Source organism: Rhodococcus sp. NBC_00294 (assembly GCF_036163995.1).
In the GTDB taxonomy this organism is placed as follows: domain Bacteria; phylum Actinomycetota; class Actinomycetes; order Mycobacteriales; family Mycobacteriaceae; genus Rhodococcoides.
Genome location: NZ_CP108043.1, coordinates 1042551 through 1061015 on the forward strand (window position 1 = coordinate 1042551; position 18465 = coordinate 1061015).

The 18465-nt window shown below is 68.2% G+C and carries 17 protein-coding genes; 9 read left to right on the plus strand and 8 right to left on the minus strand.

All coding sequences use genetic code 11. The annotated features are described in order from the left end of the window. Window positions 1–130 precede the first annotated feature (130 nt). Together OHB23_RS04915 and OHB23_RS04920 are read right to left on the minus strand one after the other, a co-directional pair. Window positions 131–712, minus strand: coding sequence for a GNAT family N-acetyltransferase (locus tag OHB23_RS04915; protein WP_328810999.1), 582 nt, complete (start codon window positions 710–712; stop codon window positions 131–133). Further along, the gene (locus OHB23_RS04920) at window positions 709–2118 is read right to left on the minus strand and encodes a glycosyltransferase 87 family protein (RefSeq protein ID WP_056440943.1); all 1410 of its coding nucleotides are present in this window, start codon (window positions 2116–2118) and stop codon (window positions 709–711) included. Before OHB23_RS04920 ends, OHB23_RS04915 begins: the two co-directional genes overlap by 4 nt. 171 nt (window positions 2119–2289) lie before the next feature. Here OHB23_RS04920 and rpsF point away from each other — a divergent pair, with 171 nt between their 5' ends. From rpsF to dnaB, 6 genes are all read left to right on the plus strand, one after another. Beyond that, on the plus strand, window positions 2290–2577 hold the full coding sequence (rpsF, locus tag OHB23_RS04925) for a 30S ribosomal protein S6 (RefSeq protein ID WP_027506019.1): 288 nt from the start codon (window positions 2290–2292) through the stop codon (window positions 2575–2577). A 79-nt stretch (window positions 2578–2656) separates the two neighbouring features. Continuing rightward, a complete protein-coding gene (locus OHB23_RS04930; protein WP_027506020.1) occupies window positions 2657–3208 on the plus strand; it encodes a single-stranded DNA-binding protein in 552 nt (183 codons plus the stop codon). Between the two features lie 47 nt (window positions 3209–3255). Continuing rightward, window positions 3256–3498 (plus strand): 30S ribosomal protein S18, encoded by a 243-nt coding sequence (rpsR, locus tag OHB23_RS04935; RefSeq protein WP_027506021.1) that lies wholly within the window; start codon window positions 3256–3258, stop codon window positions 3496–3498. A gap of 14 nt (window positions 3499–3512) precedes the next feature. Further along, the gene (rplI, locus tag OHB23_RS04940) at window positions 3513–3965 is read left to right on the plus strand and encodes a 50S ribosomal protein L9 (protein WP_027506022.1); all 453 of its coding nucleotides are present in this window, start codon (window positions 3513–3515) and stop codon (window positions 3963–3965) included. Between the two features lie 338 nt (window positions 3966–4303). Then, the gene (locus OHB23_RS04945) at window positions 4304–6577 is read left to right on the plus strand and encodes a bifunctional SulP family inorganic anion transporter/carbonic anhydrase (protein ID WP_328811001.1); all 2274 of its coding nucleotides are present in this window, start codon (window positions 4304–4306) and stop codon (window positions 6575–6577) included. A gap of 571 nt (window positions 6578–7148) precedes the next feature. Continuing rightward, the gene (dnaB, locus tag OHB23_RS04950; protein ID WP_056440948.1) at window positions 7149–8537 is read left to right on the plus strand and encodes a replicative DNA helicase; all 1389 of its coding nucleotides are present in this window, start codon (window positions 7149–7151) and stop codon (window positions 8535–8537) included. Here dnaB and OHB23_RS04955 read toward each other — a convergent pair. Then, window positions 8534–9094 carry a YceI family protein gene (locus OHB23_RS04955; RefSeq protein WP_328811002.1) on the minus strand — a complete coding sequence of 187 codons (561 nt, stop codon included), beginning with the start codon at window positions 9092–9094 and terminating at the stop codon, window positions 8534–8536. The genes dnaB and OHB23_RS04955 overlap by 4 nt on opposite strands. Window positions 9095–9135: 41 nt before the next feature. Here OHB23_RS04955 and OHB23_RS04960 point away from each other — a divergent pair, with 41 nt between their 5' ends. Then, entirely contained in the window at window positions 9136–9843 is a 708-nt protein-coding gene (locus tag OHB23_RS04960; protein WP_328811003.1) for a YoaK family protein, read from the plus strand. A 6-nt stretch (window positions 9844–9849) separates the two neighbouring features. On the opposite strand, the gene OHB23_RS04965 is transcribed toward OHB23_RS04960, so the two are convergent. After that, complete coding sequence (locus tag OHB23_RS04965; protein WP_328811004.1) at window positions 9850–11265, minus strand: GGDEF domain-containing protein; 1416 nt, start codon at window positions 11263–11265, stop codon at window positions 9850–9852. A 242-nt stretch (window positions 11266–11507) separates the two neighbouring features. Here OHB23_RS04965 and yczE point away from each other — a divergent pair, with 242 nt between their 5' ends. Then, window positions 11508–12203, plus strand: coding sequence for a membrane protein YczE (gene yczE, locus OHB23_RS04970; RefSeq protein WP_328811005.1), 696 nt, complete (start codon window positions 11508–11510; stop codon window positions 12201–12203). On the opposite strand, the gene OHB23_RS04975 is transcribed toward yczE, so the two are convergent. Further along, a complete protein-coding gene (locus tag OHB23_RS04975; RefSeq protein WP_027506026.1) occupies window positions 12146–12538 on the minus strand; it encodes a hypothetical protein in 393 nt (130 codons plus the stop codon). The two genes, yczE and OHB23_RS04975, sit on opposite strands and share 58 nt — an antisense overlap. Window positions 12539–12673: 135 nt before the next feature. Here OHB23_RS04975 and OHB23_RS04980 point away from each other — a divergent pair, with 135 nt between their 5' ends. Next, window positions 12674–13375, plus strand: coding sequence for a type 1 glutamine amidotransferase domain-containing protein (locus OHB23_RS04980; RefSeq protein WP_328811006.1), 702 nt, complete (start codon window positions 12674–12676; stop codon window positions 13373–13375). A gap of 133 nt (window positions 13376–13508) precedes the next feature. Here OHB23_RS04980 and nuoN read toward each other — a convergent pair whose 3' ends face one another. From nuoN to nuoL, 3 genes are read right to left on the minus strand one after another with little or no spacing between them, the layout of a single operon-like run. Further along, window positions 13509–15038, minus strand: coding sequence for an NADH-quinone oxidoreductase subunit NuoN (gene nuoN, locus OHB23_RS04985; protein ID WP_328811007.1), 1530 nt, complete (start codon window positions 15036–15038; stop codon window positions 13509–13511). Beyond that, entirely contained in the window at window positions 15035–16582 is a 1548-nt protein-coding gene (locus OHB23_RS04990; protein WP_328811008.1) for an NADH-quinone oxidoreductase subunit M, read from the minus strand. Before OHB23_RS04990 ends, nuoN begins: the two co-directional genes overlap by 4 nt. After that, window positions 16579–18465: an NADH-quinone oxidoreductase subunit L gene (nuoL, locus tag OHB23_RS04995; protein ID WP_328811009.1), complete on the minus strand. Its 1887-nt coding sequence runs from the start codon at window positions 18463–18465 to the stop codon at window positions 16579–16581. Before nuoL ends, OHB23_RS04990 begins: the two co-directional genes overlap by 4 nt.

The following is an 18465-nucleotide window of genomic DNA, read 5'->3' on the forward strand; positions in this document are numbered from 1 at the left end:
GAACTGCCGGTTTCTTCAACAGTCTCTCACCGAACAGTCGGTTTTGTCATCGTCCCCCGGAGGATGACTCGTCACGAACTCTGCCGGACGACTGCACACATTCTGTAAAAGGCGCAGGTCGACGGACGGCTCAGCTGTCGATGCGGCTGCGCAGAACGTCCCGGGCCGCCGGCCATTCGTCGTCGGTCATCGAGAACAGCGCCGTGGTGCGCCACGTTCCGTCGACGCGGCGACGATGCTTGCGCAGCAATCCCTCGAACTGTGCGCCGAGCTTGCCGATCGCCGCGCGGGACTGCTCGTTCAGCGCGTCGGTGTGCCACTCCACGCGCACCACGTCGGCGGAGCCGAAGGCGTGCTCGAGCAGAAGGAACTTCGACTCGGGGTTGATCCTGGTTCCCTGGGCCGAGCGCGAGAGCCAGGTGTATCCGATGGCGACGCTCCGGTTCGAGGCGTCGATCTGGTAGTAGGACGTCGTGCCGACCGCGACGCCGGTACGCGCGTCCCGCTGCAGGAACGCCCGCCGCGCCGTGTCCGCGAGGGCGGTGTCGATGTACGCGCGGGCGGTCGTGTCGTCGGACACGACGGATCCGGTCCAGCGGAAGATCGCGGGGTCGTCCGCGGCCGCCGCGAGCGCGCCCGCGTGATCGGGCGTCAGCGGCTCGAGGTGCACGTGCTCGCCTAGCAGGGGGACGGGGTCGAACGGCGTGCTCACACGGGTACCTCCGCTTCGGCGTCGGTCCGGCGGCGCGGGGACCGGGTGGGACGGGCGTCGAGAGTGCGGCGACGGGACCGTGCGAACAGGACGACGAGAACGACCAGCAGCACGGCGCGCACCCACACCCCGAACACCACGACGTTCTCCTCGGTGGTCGCGTCACTGCCACTCGACAACGCGGCGAAGTACCGGAAGACGCCGACACCGAGTACGACGTCGGTGATCAGGTAAGCCGTCACCACGTGCCAGGGAACGTGCAGCAGGACGAAGAACGGGACGAGCCACAGCGTGTACTGCGGTGAGTGCACCTTGTGGAACAGAAGGAACGCCACGAGCATCACCGCGCTGGTCTGCACCCAGGGGTAGGTGCCCTCCGCGAGACGTCGACGCCAGCCGAACCACAGCGCGGCGGCGAACGACACCAGCACCAGCAAAGGCGAGAGCACCGAGACCAGGCTCTGGTACGCCTGGTCGTTGGCGGCGCTCATGTCCGGCGTCGCCGACGGCACGTCGTAGAGGATCCGCAGTCCCCAGTACCAGATCGAGTTGGTCGTGATGTCGGCCTGCCGCATGCCCTGGAAGGCGAACGACGCCCGCCATCCGTCGTAGCCGAGGATCGCGAAGGGCAGGTTGACGGCGGCCACCACGGCAGCGGCGACGGCGATCACTCCGGCTGCCCCGCGCACGTCGAGTCGGCGCGGCGACCGGCGTGCGGACACGGGGGACTCCACCCCGCCCACGCCCCCGGCCAGGACGTACGACGCGAGCGGGAGAACGAAGGCGCCCGGATAGAGCTTGAGGCAGAAGCCCACCGCCAGGAGTGCCGACGCCAGATACGCCCGACGTCGGAGCGGCATGCGGGTGGACATCACGTACACGGCGCCGACGGTCGTCGCCACCACGGGGAGTTCCCAGTTGTGGAACGCGTAGAGAACCAGCGCGGGGCCGGCCGACCAGAGCAGCGCGACGCGGCCGCCGAGGCGTCCGAGCATCCAGGCGGTCACCGCGCCGAACGGTGCGAGCAGGAGCGCCGAGTAGAGGAGGAACTGGGCGTCGGTGTGGCTCGCCAGACCGCCGACCCACATGAGAAGTCCGCTGAGCACCGGGTACTCGACGGTTCCGCCGGTGAGTGTGCCGTCGGCGGAGATACCGCCGGTCAGGTAGGGGAACAGGTGCTGATCGATGCCGCGGTCGAGCCACAGGAACTGGATGTCGGAGTAGCAGACGGACGAGTCCTTGATGCGGTCGAACGCCAGACTGCGTCCGGTCTCGTCGAAGGGTGCTCCCGCGCACCGCGCCTTGTTGACGTAGCCGAGCACCATCGTGATCACCGAGATCGCGGTGACGGCGGCCGCCGTGGCGACCCCGGCGCGGCCGGAGATCGTCGCGCGGCCGGTGGTCATGAGGACAAGAGTAGGTGCCCCGGACCTCGCGCCGTGCTGTCCGCACCGTCGATCCGCCGATTTCGTGGTGAGCCGCGGTCCAGGTACCCTGGACCGGTTGCTGACGCAACGACCCTCCTGTCACGGATCGTCCGTGACCGTTTCACAGTCCATAGGAGGTGATGAGGTCTTATGCGTCATTACGAACTGATGGTCATCCTCGACCCCAATCTCGACGAGCGCACGGTCGCCCCGTCGCTGGATACGTTCCTGAACGTCATCCGCAAGGACGGCGGCAAGGTCGACAAGGTCGACGTGTGGGGAAAGCGCCGTCTCGCCTACGAGATCGAGAAGCACGCCGAAGGCATCTACGCGGTGATCGACATCAACGCGGAGCCCGCCACGGTGTCGGAGCTCGATCGCCAGCTCGGACTGAACGAATCGGTGCTGCGCACCAAGGTTCTGCGCCGCGGCAAGTGATCCCTCGTGTCACCGTCTCGCCCTAGGCTGACGGCAACCGAGAAGATCATGCGCTGACAAGGCACGAGAAAGAGGAATCATGGCAGGCGAAACCGTCATCACCGTCGTCGGGAACCTGACGGCCGATCCCGAACTCCGATTCACCCCCGCAGGTGCAGCGGTCGCGAACTTCACCGTCGCGTCCACGCCCCGCACGTTCGATCGTCAGTCCAACGAATGGAAGGACGGCGACGCACTCTTCATGCGCTGCAACATCTGGCGCGAGGCTGCGGAGAACGTCGCGGAGTCGCTCACCCGCGGTGCGCGAGTCGTCGTGACGGGCCGGTTGCGGCAGCGTTCCTACGAGACGCGTGAAGGCGAGAAGCGCACTGTCGTCGAACTCGAGGTCGACGAGGTCGGTCCCTCCCTGCGGTACGCGACGGCCAAGGTCAACAAGGTCAGTCGTGGCAGCGGCGGAGGCGGCGGCAACAGCGGCGGCGGGTTCGGTGGTTCCTCCGGTGGATCGGGTGGCTCGTCGAGCCGTTCGTCCGGTGGCAGCTCGGGCGGTGACGATCCGTGGGGCAGTGCCCCGCAGGCATCGGGATCGTTCGGTGGCTCCCGTGGCGGCGGCGACGACGAACCGCCGTTCTGATCCGGTACGCACCACACATGCAGTGAATCAAGATTCGGAGATTGTCCATGCCTAAACCGCCGTTGCGCGACAAGGTGATCAAGAAGAAGGTCTGTGCCTTCTGCAAGGAAAAGAACACGTCCATCGACTACAAGGACACGACGTTGCTGCGTAAGTACGTCAGCGACCGCGGCAAGATCCGCGCTCGTCGTGTCACCGGCAACTGCGTCCAGCACCAGCGGGACATCGCCATCGCAGTCAAGAACTCGCGTGAGGTAGCACTGCTGCCCTACGCCGCGACTGCGCGATAAGGGGAAAGGTAACCATGAAGCTCATCCTCACCGCTGATGTCGACAACCTCGGCGCACCCGGAGACACCGTCGAGGTCAAGGACGGCTACGGACGTAACTTCCTGCTGCCCCGTGGACTGGCCATCGCGGCCACCCGCGGAGCACAGAAGCAGGTCGAGGGCATCCGTCGTGCCCAGGAAGCTCGCGCCGTGCGCGGGCTGGACCATGCCAACGAGCTCAAGCAGGCCATCGAGGGCCTGACGTCCGTGACGCTGTCGGTGCGAACCGGCGGCTCGGGCAAGCTCTTCGGTGCGGTCACCGCAGCCGACGTCGCCGCTGCCGTCAAGAGCGCCGGTGGCCCGGTGCTCGACAAGCGCAGCATCGAACTGCCGAAGTCGCACGTGAAGTCCACCGGAACGCACCGCATCACCGTGGCGCTGCACCCCGATGTGACGGCGTCGTTCGACCTCGAGGTCACCGCCTCGTAAGCATCACCGACACGCAGTACCGAATGCCCCGGCCGATTCTCGGCCGGGGCATTCTGCGTTTGCGTTCGTTCTTTTCCTGCCTGTCTCGGCCGTCCTCCGGCGTGGGCGAGGTGGTGATTCTGTACGCGGTGAGTGTTTCCGGGTGGGTCCACTGGCACCGTCCCCACACCTCGGAGCAGACGCGGCCCGAGCACCGTCCGGCGCCGAGGGTGCGCCGAAACCTTTACGTACTCTTCGAGATGTCTTGACCAACGATGCGCCCCGAGGAGAGACCGGGCGTTCTGCACCGACGAAACCGCACAGACCCACACCATCCGTGTCCGCCTGGAGGCTTCACCGTGACTGCACAACTCGATCGCTCGTCCCCCGCCGAACCACCCGTACCCGCCCCGAGCCCCACACCGCGCGACCGGCTGGCGAGCGTCGCCCGGTACGACGTGCCCGCGTCTCTCGTGGTGTTCCTGGTGGCGGTACCGCTCTCCATCGGAATCGCGGTGGCCTCCGGCGCTCCCGTCATGACGGGCCTCATCGCGGCCGTCATCGGCGGCATCCTCGCCGGTGCGCTGGGTGGGTCCCCGCTGCAGGTGAGCGGGCCGGCCGCCGGCCTGACCGTGGTGGTGGCCGAGTTGGTGAACCAGTTCGGTTGGCGCATCACGTGTCTCATCACGGTGTTCGCCGGTGTGCTGCAGGTGGTGCTGGGTCTGAGCCGTATCGCCCGCCAGGCGCTCGCCATCTCGCCGGTGGTGGTGCACGCGATGCTGGCCGGTATCGGTATCACCATCGCGCTGCAGCAGATCCACGTGCTGCTCGGTGGGGAGAGCCGGAGTTCCGCCGTCGCCAACATCACGTCTCTGCCTTCGTCGATCCTGAACGCCGAGGCGGCGCCGGTCGCCATCGGCGGCGTGGTCGTTGCGCTGATGCTGCTGTGGCCGCGCATCACCGGCCCACTCGGTAAGGTCCCCGGCCCGCTGGTGGCCGTGGTCGCGGGAACCGGTCTCTCACTGGCCTTCTCGATGAACGTCGAACGAATCGATCTGCCCGGCAACCTGATCGAGGCCGTGGAGTTGCCGGCATTCCCGGACGGGCAGTGGGCAGCGTTCGCGACCGGTGTGCTGACCATCGCGTTGATCGCGAGCGTCGAGAGTCTGCTCTCCGCCGTCGCCATCGACAAGATGCACTCGGGCAGACGCACCAACTTCGATCGCGAACTCATGGGTCAGGGCGCCGCCAACATGGTGTCCGGTGTCGCCGGCGGACTGCCCGTCACCGGCGTCATCGTGCGCAGCGCCACCAACGTCCGATCCGGCGCCCGATCCCCCGCTTCGGCTGTGCTGCACGGTGTCTGGGTTCTCATCTTCTCGGTCCTGTTCATCGGTGTGGTCGAGCTGGTCCCCTACGCCGCACTGGCAGGTCTGCTCGTCATGATCGGCGTGCAGCTGGTCAAGCTCGCGGACATCCGCTCGGCTACGAAGACCGGCGACGTGGTGGTGTATGCGGCGACGGTCGTCGGTGTCGTCACCCTCAATCTGCTCGAGGGTGTGCTGATCGGCCTCGCCATCTCCGTCCTGCTGGTGTTGCGCCGCGTGCTGTGGGCACGGGTGCGTGCCGAGCAGCTCACCGAGGACTCCTGGCGCGTCGTGGTGGAGGGATCGCTCAGCTTCCTGTCGCTTCCTCGCCTCACGCGGGTGCTGCAGTCCGTTCCTGCCGGCCGATCCGTGACGATCGAGCTGACCGTCGACTTCCTCGACCACGCGGTGTACGACGCACTGCACGAGTGGACGAAGCAGTACGAGGCGACGGGCGGCACCGTCGTCGTCGACGAGGTCGGCGCCGTGGACTTGGCATCGGCCACGGCCGGGCCACCGAAACGCATGCCCCACATGCTCTCCGCGCGCACGTTCATGCCGTGGTCGCAGTGGCAGACCGTCGACAGCCACTCCGGGCCGTTCACCGCCGACGCCGTCACCCCGGCGGCGCTCCGGCCGGTCCTGGCCGGTGTCGAGGAATACCACCGTCGCAGCGCGTCGTCCATGCGCCCGCACCTCGAGAAGCTGAGCGAGTTCCAGGACCCGGACACGTTCCTCTTGAGTTGTGTCGACTCGCGCGTGCTGCCGAACACGATCACCAGCGCCGGACCCGGAGACCTCTTCACCGTCCGCAACATGGGCAATCTGATCCCGGTCGGTGATCCGGACACGTCGCTCGAGGCCGCTCTGGAGTACGGCGTGAACACGCTCGCCATCAGTTCCGTCGTGGTCTGCGGCCACTCCGGCTGTGGAGCCATGCGGGGGCTGCTCGCGGACGCCCACGACGCCGACGGGGTGGTGGGTGAGTGGCTCTCGCACGGCCGGGCGAGCCTCAGTGCGTTCCGGAGTGGCCACCCCGTCGCGCGGGATGCCGCAGAGCTGGGGTTCTCCGAGATCGACCAGCTCGCCATGGTGAACGTGGCAGTACAACTGCAGACCCTGTCGCGTCACGCCGTGGTGGGCAAGGCGGTCGCCGAGGGGAGGCTCGAGGTGGTGGGACTCTTCTTCGACATTCCCACGGCGCGGGTCGTGCTCGTCGACGCGGCCTCGGTCACCGAGCTCGATCAGGAGCCCGCGCAGAACTGACCAGGGTCTCCACGGGGCGCCGCGATGCACTGCATCGCGGCGCCCCGTCGCGTGTCCGGCGGCTGTTATCCGGACCGGATCAGAATCACTCGGCGGTTTCACCGGCGGATACCGACATGTGACCCAGGTCATGTTGATAACTCCAGCCACGGAGACCTGACACGCCCGACATGTCAAGTCGGCAGGACACGCCGAGTGCGGATTCATCCACAGAGAGAAAAATTGAGAAATCGCCCTGACGTGCACTGATGGGCTGTGTGATCTTGTTGCTGCACAGGTTCTGCACAGGTGGTCAACACGACTCGCCTGCGTTGTCCACACCCCGTCCACAGATTGCTCAACAGGCCCGTTTGGTGCTGGCGGACCGAGCACCTAACGTCCCTCCGGCACACCATCGACGGGCCTCGTCGACCGCCGGACAGCCGCTCGCGCACGCGCGTGCAGTCACGTGTTCGGACCGTGTCGGAGGCCGGGGGTACAACGTGGTGAGCACGGACTCGGCCGACACGGCCGAGGACGGACGAGATCTCCGGGGGCGAGCTTCGGTCGAGCGAGAGGGCGGCGAACTTCTGTGGCAGTCGTGGACGATCGGGGAACGAACGACTACCAGGGGCCGTCCGAGGCGCCCGGTGAGGACTTCGGTCGTCAGCCCCCTCAGGACATGGCTGCCGAGCAGTCGGTACTGGGCGGCATGCTGCTCAGCAAGGACGCCATCGCGGACGTCCTGGAGGTTCTGCGTCCCGGCGACTTCTACCGCCCGGCTCATCAGATGGTCTACGACGCCATCCTCGATCTGTACGGCCGCGGCGACCCCGCCGACCCGGTCACCGTCTCCGCGGAGCTCGAACGGCGCGGCGAGCTCAAGCGCATCGGCGGCCCGCCCTACCTCGTCACGCTGACGCAGACGGTCCCCACGGCGGCCAACGCGTCGTTCTACGCCGAGATCGTCGTCGAGAAGGCGATCCTGCGTCGCCTCGTCGAGGCCGGTACGCGCATCGTCCAGTTCGGCTACGCGGGCGCGGACGGTCAGGACGTGTCCGAAGTCGTCGACCGGGCTCAGGCCGAGGTGTACGAGGTCACCGAGCGTCGTACCGCGGAGGACTTCGTCCAACTCGAAGAGCTGCTGCAGCCCACGATGGACGAGATCGACTCCATCGCCAGCCGCGGCGGCATGTCGAACGGTGTCCCCACCGGCTTCACCGAGCTCGACGAGGTGACCAACGGTCTGCACCCGGGCCAGATGATCATCGTCGCGGCGAGGCCTGGTGTCGGGAAGTCAACTCTCGGAATGGATTTCATGCGCTCGTGCTCCATCAAGCACGGCATGGCCAGCGTCATGTTCTCGCTCGAGATGAGCCGCACCGAGATCGTCATGCGTCTCCTCTCCGCCGAGGCCAAGATCAAGCTCGGCGACATGCGCTCGGGAAAGATGACGGACGACGACTGGACCCGCCTCGCCCGCAGGATGAGCGAGATCAGCGAGGCACCACTCTTCGTCGACGACTCCCCCAACCTCACCATGATGGAGATCCGCGCCAAGGCGCGGCGACTCAAGCAGCGACACGATCTCAAGCTCATCGTCATCGACTACCTGCAGCTGATGTCGTCCGGCAAGAAGGTGGAGTCGCGTCAGCAGGAGGTCTCGGACTTCTCGCGATCGCTGAAGCTGTTGGCCAAGGAGCTCATGGTTCCGGTTGTCGCCATCTGTCAGCTCAACCGTGGTCCCGAGCAGCGCACGGACAAGAAGCCGATGGTCTCGGACCTTCGTGAGTCCGGCTCGCTCGAGCAGGACGCCGACATGGTCATCCTTCTCTACCGTCCGGATGCGACCGAGCGCGACGATCCCCGCGGCGGCGAAGCCGACCTGATCCTCGGCAAGCACCGCAATGGACCCACGGCCACCATCACGGTGGCGCACCAGCTGCACCTGTCGCGCTTCGTCGACATGGCGCGCGGCTAGTCCGCCGAGGCCGGCTGGGAGATCGAGGCGGAGAAGGACACGTCGACGTCGTCGACGACCTTCATCGATCCGAGCAGCTGGGAGTAGGGCTTCACGCCGAAGTCCGTCTGCGTCACCACCGCGTCGAAGGCGACGTGCGTCGTCCCGTCGGAGGTGGAGACCGAAAGGTCGACGGTGTGCTCGCGTGTCACGCCGTGGATCGTCAGCGTGCCGTCGAGACGGTAGCCGTCCTTCGTCGACTCGACGGTGGTCGCGTCGTAGCGGATCTCGGGATGGTCCAACGCGTCCAGCGTGCCGAGGGCGTTGGACCGCGCGAGCATCTTCTCGGGGCCGAACATCGGTGTGACGCCGCCCTCGCCACTGACGACCTCCATGGAGTCGACGCGCACCCGAACCGTGACGGCCGTCGGAGCGCCGTCCGACTCGTCGACGGTGACGCTCCAGTCGCGGAACGCGATGGTCAGCCGGTGCCCCATCTTCGACGCTCGACCGGTCACCCCGGTGTGGACGTTCAGCGTGCCGTCCGCAGCGGTCAGGGTCCTGCTCGAGGTGGTCATCACCCGACTGTATCCGCGCTGCTGGGGCAGAATGCGTGGCCGTGACCACACATGGCTTCTCGGACTACGTCGCGCATCCCCGCCACGGGCCGCTGCCGATGATCCTGCTGGCCGTCACGGTCGTCACCGGTGCGATCGACGCGCTCAGCCTGCTGGCTCTCGGTCGAGTGTTCGTGGCCAACATGACGGGCAACGTCGTGTTCATCGGTTTCGCACTGGGCGGGGCGGCCGGTTTCTCGTTGTGGGGCTCGGTGCTCGCCCTGGTCGGATTCCTGGCGGGCGCGATGGTCGGTGGAACACTGATCACGCGGGCCGGTGGTCGACGAGATCATCTGCTACGCAACGCACTCGGGGTCGAGTTCGTCCTCGCGCTCGCATCGCTGATCGCCGCGATCCTCATGGTGGACGGTCCCGGCCGCGGATACGTCATCGTCGTGCTGCTCGCGCTGGGCCTGGGGCTGCAGAACGCGGCGGTGCGGCATCTCGCCGTCCCGGACATGACCACCACCGTGCTGACGATGGCCCTCACCGGCATCGGGTCCGATCTCCGGAAACGGGACGGGGCGGCTGTACTGCGTCGGCTCTCCTCCGTCGTCGCCATGTTCCTCGGTGCGATCCTGGGCACCGTGGTGGTGTTGCATTCGGGTGTGGTGGCGACGCTGGTGCTCGTGGCCGCGCTGTTCGCGGCGATCCTCGTGGTCGTGTGGGCGGTGGGGCGCCGCGAGCGACCATGGCAGGTCGCCGCCTGACGTCGGTCAGTCGAGGCTGACCGCGACCACCGTGTTCCGGCCGCGTCGCTTCGCGTCGTACAGCGCATGATCCGCGGACACGAGCAGCGGCGAGACGGACTGCGGGGCGTAGCTCGTCCAGGCCAACCCGATGCTCACCGTCGCCGTGCGCGACGAGAGGACGTGCAGCCGTTCGTGATCGCGGCGGATCGAGTCGGCGATGGAGGCGGCGTCCTCCTGATCCGCGTGCGGGAGGAGGATCGCGAACTCCTCACCGCCCATGCGCCCGGCGATCGCGTCGTCCGGTAGGGCACCGAGGATGCAGGCGGCGCTGCGGACCAACGCGATGTCGCCCACGGCGTGGCCGAGCGTGTCGTTGATGGACTTGAAGTGGTCGAGGTCGAGCATGAGCAGCGCGACCGGCCGCGAGTCGGTGATGAGGGTGTCGAGGCGCTGCTGGCTCCGTCGCAGGAAGGCGGCGCGGGAGAGGACGCCGGTGAGACTGTCGTACTCGAGGGCCTCGCGGAGCTTGTTCTGCACGGCCATCCGGTCCAGCGACACGGCGGCGACCAGCAGCGGTCCGAGTGCGACCAACGCGACGGACAGCACCGCGGAGGCGCCGTCCTGGCCGTCCGCGCCCAGCAACCCACCGGTCTGGAGTTCCCCGCGTCCGAGGAAGAGCAGCGTCCACGCGGACCACAGTGCGGTGAGCAGCGCGGTGCCGAAGATGGGGATGCGGGTGGCGCACCAGAGCAGCGCGGGCAGCGGCAGCGCGAGCAGCAACGGGCCCTGGACGATGAGACCGGCCAGCATCAGCAGGACGGTCAGCGCGATCGGTGCCGTCTCACCCGTGATCAGGCGCCGGAGCGAGGCGGGGCCGGTGCGGCGGCGCGGCGTCGACGCGCGGAAGGACAGTAGGACGGGGACGATCAGCAGGTAGCTCGTGAGCTCGGATCCGAACCAGCTCAGAGCCTCGACGGCGGGTGCGTGCGGTCCCAGCCGGCCGCTCGAGAGGGTGGCGACGGTCGTCGACAGGAGGGCGGCGACGACGATGCCGAGGCACATTCTGGCGAAGTCCGCGGATCCCGCGAGGGTCATAGGCTCGGGGTGCCGCCGCCGGATCACCAGCGTGCCTCCGAGGACCCCGACGATGTTCGCGACATTGAACGCGAGCGCAGCGTAGACGTCGGTACCCGAGACGAGGTCCGCGGTGACGAGGGCGAGCAGCGCTGCGACGGCCGCCGGCGCGGTGAAGGTGCGGGGCCAGCGTACGAAGACGCTCAGCGCCACCGCGTTGGCCACCCACACCGAGGCGAGAAGTCCCGGTGGCCGCGAATGGATTCCGATGATCGCCGCGATGAAGACGGCGGCGGTCAGGAGGGCGATGTCGGTCGCGGCGCGCGCGGCCGGACTGCGCATGTCCGGCTCGGGTGTCGCAGGCAAGGTCGTCCTTCGCATGGACGGGAACCCCCTGTGACATCTCAGTCGTCCCCAACGGCTTCGTTGTTATCGAGTGCAGTATCTACTACCGCAACCGCACGTGGCGACCGATGCGACAGACTGCTCACTCGCGCTGAGGCGCCGCGCTCGCCCACGTCTCCGGTTCCGGTACGGGGACCGATATTCAGTCCACTGCCGGTCGGTGGACTGGACTCGAGCAGCGGACGGGCGGACAGACTCGAGACATGAACGCCCGCGACCTCGCACTCCGGACCACCCTGCTCGTGGGTGGCCTCACGCTCTACGGCACGTCGATGGCCATGATGATCACCGGTGGTCTCGGGCTCAACCCGTGGGACGTGTTCCACCAGGGGCTGGCCGCACGGCTCCCGATCAGTTTCGGGGCGATCACGGCGGTGACCGGCGTGATGGTGCTGCTGCTGTGGATCCCGTTGCGTCAGCGGCCGGGCATCGGAACCGTCGCGAACATCGTCATCATCGCGGTGAGCGTCGACCTCGCGCTGGACTGGCTGCCCGATGTCACCTCGGTCCCGTCACGCGCAGCGCTGCTCACCGGAGGAGTCGTGCTCAACGGACTCGCCACGGCGGCCTACATCTCGGCCGGCCTGGGCGCGGGTCCGCGCGACGGCCTGATGACAGGACTCGTCGCGCGGACCGGACTGTCCGTGCGCCTGGTGCGCACGGCCATCGAACTCGCGGTGCTGGGAACCGGATGGCTCCTCGGCGGCACGGCCGGTGTGGGGACGGTGCTGTACGCGCTCGCGATCGGGCCGCTGGTGCACTTCTTCCTCGGCGTGATGCCCCAGAAGTTCACGGCCCAGAAGTTCACGGCCCGGAAGTGCGCGGTGCGAGCAGGAGGAGATCACTCCTCGGTGGAGAGCTCCGAACCGGCCGACAGGATCCCGACCGAGACACCGTAGGGAAGGAAGCGGACCTTGCGATTCGGATCCACGTTGTCCCGGTGGGCACGCAGAGCATCGAGTTCGGTCGCGAAGACTTGATCGACGCTCGCCGACCCGTCGGAGTCGACGGAGTAGACGGCCCACACCCCGTCGCCCTTCTGACCCGTGGTCTCCGGCTCCGGGGTGGACTTGGTAGCGGCGGGCGTGAACATGCCGACCCACGGAGCGCCTCCGCCCGACTGATCGGCCATCTTCATGGCCTGGCCCAGCATGTCCCGCAGGCCCTCGCCCGCTTCGCGAGCGACGCGCTCGAAGTCCTCGGGATCGAAACCGAACTGTCCTTTACCGCTCATGGTGTACCTCGCAGAGTGTGGTGTGACGGGCTTTACTCCCCCAACGACCGGTGAGCTTCATCCGTTCCCGGGTCAGTAAGGCGCGGACGGGTACACCATGACGGCAAGTACCCCTCGACGAACGGACATCACCGCATGACGAAGCTTCTGTACGTGGTCACCGGATCGGATCACTGGACGCTGAAGGACGGAACCGCGCACCCCACCGGGTACTGGGCGGAGGAGCTCGTCGAGTCGCACCGGACCTTCACCGAGGCCGGCTGGGACATCGTCGTCGCGACGCCCGGTGGTGTGACCCCGACCGTCGACGAGGGATCGCTGGCCGTCGAGGCGAACGGCGGCGACGAGGCCAAGGTCGCCGACCTGAAGTCGTACCTGGAGTCGGTGAAGGACGTGCTCGCGTCACCCGCGCGCCTCGAGGACCAGACGGCGTCGTCCTTCGACGCGATCTTCGTCCCCGGTGGCCACGGTCCGATGGAAGACCTCGCGGTGTCGGACGACTTCGGCGCCCTGGTCACCGAGTTCCTCGACTCGGGCAAGATCGTGTCGGCCGTGTGCCACGCACCCGCCGCGCTGCTGTCGGCGAAGCGCGACGACGGCAGCTGGCCCTTCTCCGGCTACCAGCTCACGGGCTTCACCAACCAGGAGGAGGAGCAGGCCGGACTGGCCGACAAGGCGCCCTGGCTGCTCGAGACCCGTCTGCGCGACGGTGGAGCGAGCTTCTCGGCGGCGGATGCCTGGTCGCCCCACGTCATCGTCGACCGCACCGTCTACACCGGCCAGAACCCGGCATCGACCAAGGCATTGGCGGATCGTCTCGTCTCTGCTCTGAGCTGACGGCACCCTCGCTGACTCCCGGCGCCCGCTGACCCTCCCTGCCGCCCCCGCGAGTACGTCCACACTGTCGCGATTCCCCGCCGATTCACGACGGTTCGGACGTACTCGCCGGGAGCGGGCGGGGGGAAGGGGGTCAGACCATCGCGGCTGCAGCCCGCTCGGCGAGGTCGAGCAGCGGTTGCGGGAAGACCCCGAGCACCACGGTGGCGACGGCCGAGACGGCGACGGCCACGGTCGCGCCCGTTCCGTGGGTGATCGTCGCCGAGGGTCCCTCCGGTTCGGTGAAGAACAGCACCACGATGACGCGGATGTAGAACGACGCGGCGATGGCACTGCTGACGACGCCGACGATCACCAGCGCGGCACCGCCGTCCTCGAGTGCGGCCTGGAAGACGGCGAACTTGCTCGTGAAGCCGCTCGTCAGCGGGATGCCGGCGAAGGCGAGCAGGAACAGCGCGAAGGCCGCTGCGGTCAGGGGCGACGATCGTCCGAGGCCCGCCCACCGGGACAGTTCGGTGACCTCGCCGCCCTGATCCCGCACGAGGGACACCACGGCGAAGGCGCCGAGTGTGCTGAAGGCGTAGGCCGCGAGATAGAACAGCGTGGCGGACACGCCCGCCGCTCCCGCGGAGACACCCGTCAGGATGAAGCCCGCGTGGGCGATCGACGAGTACGCCAGCATCCGCGTGACGTCGGTCTGCGCCACCGCGATCACGGCTCCCACGAGCATGGTGACGATGGCGACGGCCCACAGCATCGGCCGCCACGCGTCCTGGAGATCGGGCACGCCCACGACGAGAATGCGCAGCAGCGCGCCGAAGGCCGCCACCTTCGTGGCCGAGGCCATGAACGCGGTCACGGGCGTGGGTGCGCCCTGGTACACGTCGGGGATCCACGAATGAAACGGCACCGCACCGACTTTGAACAGCAGGCCGACGGCCACGAGACCGACCCCCAGCACGCCGAGAACCTGGTCCCCGTCGGCCACATCGGCGATGTCGTCGAGTCGGACGCTGCCCGCGTAGCCGTAGAGCAGCGCCGTGCCGAACAGGAAGAAGGCCGACGAGAACGCTCCGAGGAGGAAGTACTTGAGCGACGCCTCCTGGGACAGCAGACGCCGACGACGCGCGAGCCCGCACAGCAGGTACAGCGGGAGCGAGAGCACCTCCAGCGCGACGAACATGCTCAGCAGATCGTTCGAGGCCGGCAACACCATCATGCCGCCGACGGCGAACAGGGTGAGCGGGTAGATCTCGGTACGGGTGACCCGGGCGGTGACGGCACGGGCCTCGGCGACCGTGCCCGGCACCGTGGACGCCGCGGGCGTGAAGGCATCGACCGCAGCCACTTCGGGATGGTCGGACGAGCGATGCGCCATCAGTACGACCGACGCCGCGGACACCGCGACGATGACCCCCTGCAGGAACAGTGTGGGCCCGTCCACGGCCACCGACCCCACCGCGGCGACGGTGCTGGTTCCGGCCAGCGCGACGACGGCGGCGAACGCTGCCGCGAGTGCGCCGAGGGCGAGCACGAGGTGGGTGACGCGGCGCCGATCGGCGGGAACGAACGCCTCGACCAGGACGCCGATCACCGCGGCCGCCAGCACGATGATCATGGGCGACAGCAGGCTGTACTCGAGGGACGGGGTGTCGATGGTCATGGCGCGGCCACTCCTGTCTCGAGTTGCTCGACCGATGTGCGTTCGACGGCCGGCGTGAGGATGTCCAGCGCGGGTCTCGGGTACACGCCCAGCGCGATGACGAGCACGAGAAGTGGAGTGACGACGGCGATCTCGCGTGGCACGAGATCGCGGATCCGTTCCGAGCCGGCGGCGACGGGCCCGGTCATCACCCGTTGATACAGCCACAGCACGTAGATCGCCGAGAGCACCAGCGCCGACGCCGCGATCACCGCCGCGACGCCGTAGCGCGGGAACGTTCCCACGAGGACCAGGAATTCGCTGACGAACGGGGCGAGTCCGGGAAGCGACAGAGTGGCCAGTCCGGCGACGAGGAACGTGCCGGCGAGCACGGGCGCCACCTTCTGCACACCCCCGTGGTCGGCGATGAGCGCGCTCCCGCGCCGGGTGACGAGGAACCCTGCGACGAGGAACAGTGCGGCCGTGGCGATCCCGTGGTTCGCCATGTACAGCGCGGACCCCGCCTGCGACTGGCTCGTCATGGCGAAGATGCCGAGGATGATGAACCCGAAGTGCGAGATGGAGGTGTACGCGATGAGGCGCATGATGTCGGTCGCGCCGATCGCCAGCACCGCGCCGTAGACGATCCCGACGACGGCGAGCGTGATCACCGCCGGCGCGAAGGTCGCCGACGACTCCGGGAACAGCTGCAGGCAGTACCGCAGCATCCCGAAGGTGCCCACCTTGTCGACGACGGCCATCATCAGCACCGCGGTCGCCGGGGTGCTCTCGGTCGCCGCGCCGGGCAACCAGGTGTGCAGCGGCCACAGCGGCGCCTTCACGGCGAAGGCCACGAGGAATCCCAGGAACAGCGCGTTCAGCACGCCGGGAGAGGCGCCGAGTTCGCCGGCCGCCGCGGCGTCCGCGATGGCGCGCAGGTCGAACGTGCCCGCCGAGAAGGGACTCGCATCCGAGGCGGTGACGACGTACAGGCCGATGACGGCCGCCAGCATGACGAGCCCGCCCGCGAGGTTGTAGAGCAGGAAGGTCACCGCGGCGGAACGCGCTCGTCCGGCATCATGGCCGAAGCCGCCGATGAGGAAGTACATCGGCACGAGCATGGCCTCGAAGAAGAGGTAGAAGAGCAGGATGTCGAGGGAGACGAACGAGACCATGACCATCGACTCGACGACGAGGATCAACGCGACGTAGGTGTGGCTGCGGCGTGAGCGCGACGCGGGCGGGGTGTCGTTCCACCCGGCCAGCAGGAGGATCGGGACCAGGACAGCGGTCAGCAGTACGAGAGTCAGTGCGATGCCGTCGATCCCGAGTGTGTAGCCCGCACCGAAGCTCGGGATCCACTCGTGCTCCTCCACGAACTGGTATCCCGGCGCGCCCGCCTCGAATCCGATCGCACACAGCACGGCGAGGATCAGCACGACGCACGATGTCGTGAGCCCCACCGCGCGGGCGGCCGCAGACCGGGTGGGCGGCACGGCGATCACTGCCAGCGCTCCGATCAGCGGGAGGAGCCAGAGCGCGCTCAGCACGGGAAGGTCGGTCATCGCGTCACTCCCAGTGCCACGGTCAGGGCGACGACCACCAGGACGGCCCCGGCGAACATCGAGAGGGCGTACGACCGGACGAACCCGTTCTGCCACCGGCGCAGTCGTGTGGAGGACTCCCGGACCGCGGTGGCGACGGCACTCACCATTCCCTCGACGCCGACGCGGTCGGCGGTGACCACCGCGGCGGTCGCCCGCTGACCCGGCCGCATGAAGACGGCCTCGTTCACCGCGTCCCCGTACAGATCTCGGCGAGCGGCCGCGGTGAGGACCGACCCCGTGGGTGCGGTCACCGGGACCGCCGATCGGCCGTACATGCGCACGGCCACGCCCACCCCCGAGGCGACGGTCACGAGCACCGCGAGGGTGACGGCCCACGCGGGTACGAGGTGTGCGGGGTCGTGTTCACCGACGACCGGGGCGAGCCATCCCTCCAATCGGGTGCCGATCGCGAGAAGCGCACCGGCACCGACGGATCCGACGGCCAGCACGATCATCGGGCCGGTCATGCTCGCGGGTGCCTCGTGCGGGTGGACTCCGCTGCGCCACCGCCGCTCGCCGAAGAACGTGAGGATCATGACCCGCGTCATGTAGAAGGCGGTGAGTCCCGCGCCGACCAGGGTGGCCGCGCCGAGTGCCGCACCCTTCGCACCGCCGGCGTCGATCGCGGCCTCGATGATGCCGTCCTTCGAGAAGAACCCCGAGAACGGTGGGACACCGATGATCGCGAGATAGGCCAGCCCGAACGTCACGTAGGTGATGGGCAGGACGGTGCGCAGTCCGCCGTACCGCCGCATGTCCGTCTCGTCGTTCGTCGCGTGCATCACGGACCCGGCGCCGAGGAACAGGCCGGCCTTGAAGAATCCGTGCGTGAGCAGGTGCAGGATCGCGACCGCGTACCCGGCGGGGCCGAGACCGGCCGCGAGCACCATGTACCCGATCTGGCTCATCGTCGACGCGGCCAGAGCCTTCTTGATGTCGTCCTTCGCGCAGCCGATGACGGCCCCGAAGAGCAGCGTCACGGCGCCGACCAGCACGACGACGTTCTGGGCGGCCGGGGACGCCTCGAAGACGGGCCCGGACCGGACGATGAGGTACACACCGGCGGTGACCATCGTCGCGGCGTGGATGAGCGCCGAGACGGGCGTCGGGCCCTCCATCGCGTCGCCCAGCCACGATTGCAGCGGCACCTGCGCCGACTTGCCGCACGCGGCGAGCAGGAGGACGAGGCCGAGGGCGGTCGCGGTGCCATCGCCCATGCCGTCGACCCCGGCGAACACGTCGTCGTACGAGACGGATCCGACGGACGAGATCATGATCATCAGCGCGATGGCCAGTCCGATGTCGCCGACACGATTGACGACGAACGCCTTGCGTGCGGCCGAGGCCGCCGACGGCCGGGTGGACCAGAACCCGATCAACAGGTACGACGCGAGGCCCACGCCCTCCCATCCGACGTACAGGCCGAGGAAGTTGTCCGCCATGACCAGCAGCAGCATCGCGGCCACGAAGAGATTGAGGTACGCGAAGAATCGGCGGCGCGCGGGATCGTCCCGCATGTACCCGATCGAGTACACGTGGATGAGGGTTCCGACGCCGGTGACGAGCAGGACGAAGCACACCGACAGCTGGTCGAGGCGGAGACCGAACTCGATCTGCAGCGACTCGACCGGAACGTAGGTGAAGACCGTCTGCGAGAGCGCGCGGTCCTCCGCTGCCCGCCCGGCCATGTCGACGAAGGCGACGACGGCCAGCGCGAACGACGCGAGCATCGCCGCGCACGCGAGGAGGTGGCCCCACGCATCGCTCCGGCGTCCACCCAGCAGCAGCACGACGGCTCCGGCGAGGGGAATGAGCGGCAGCAGAACCAGAGTCGTCGCCAT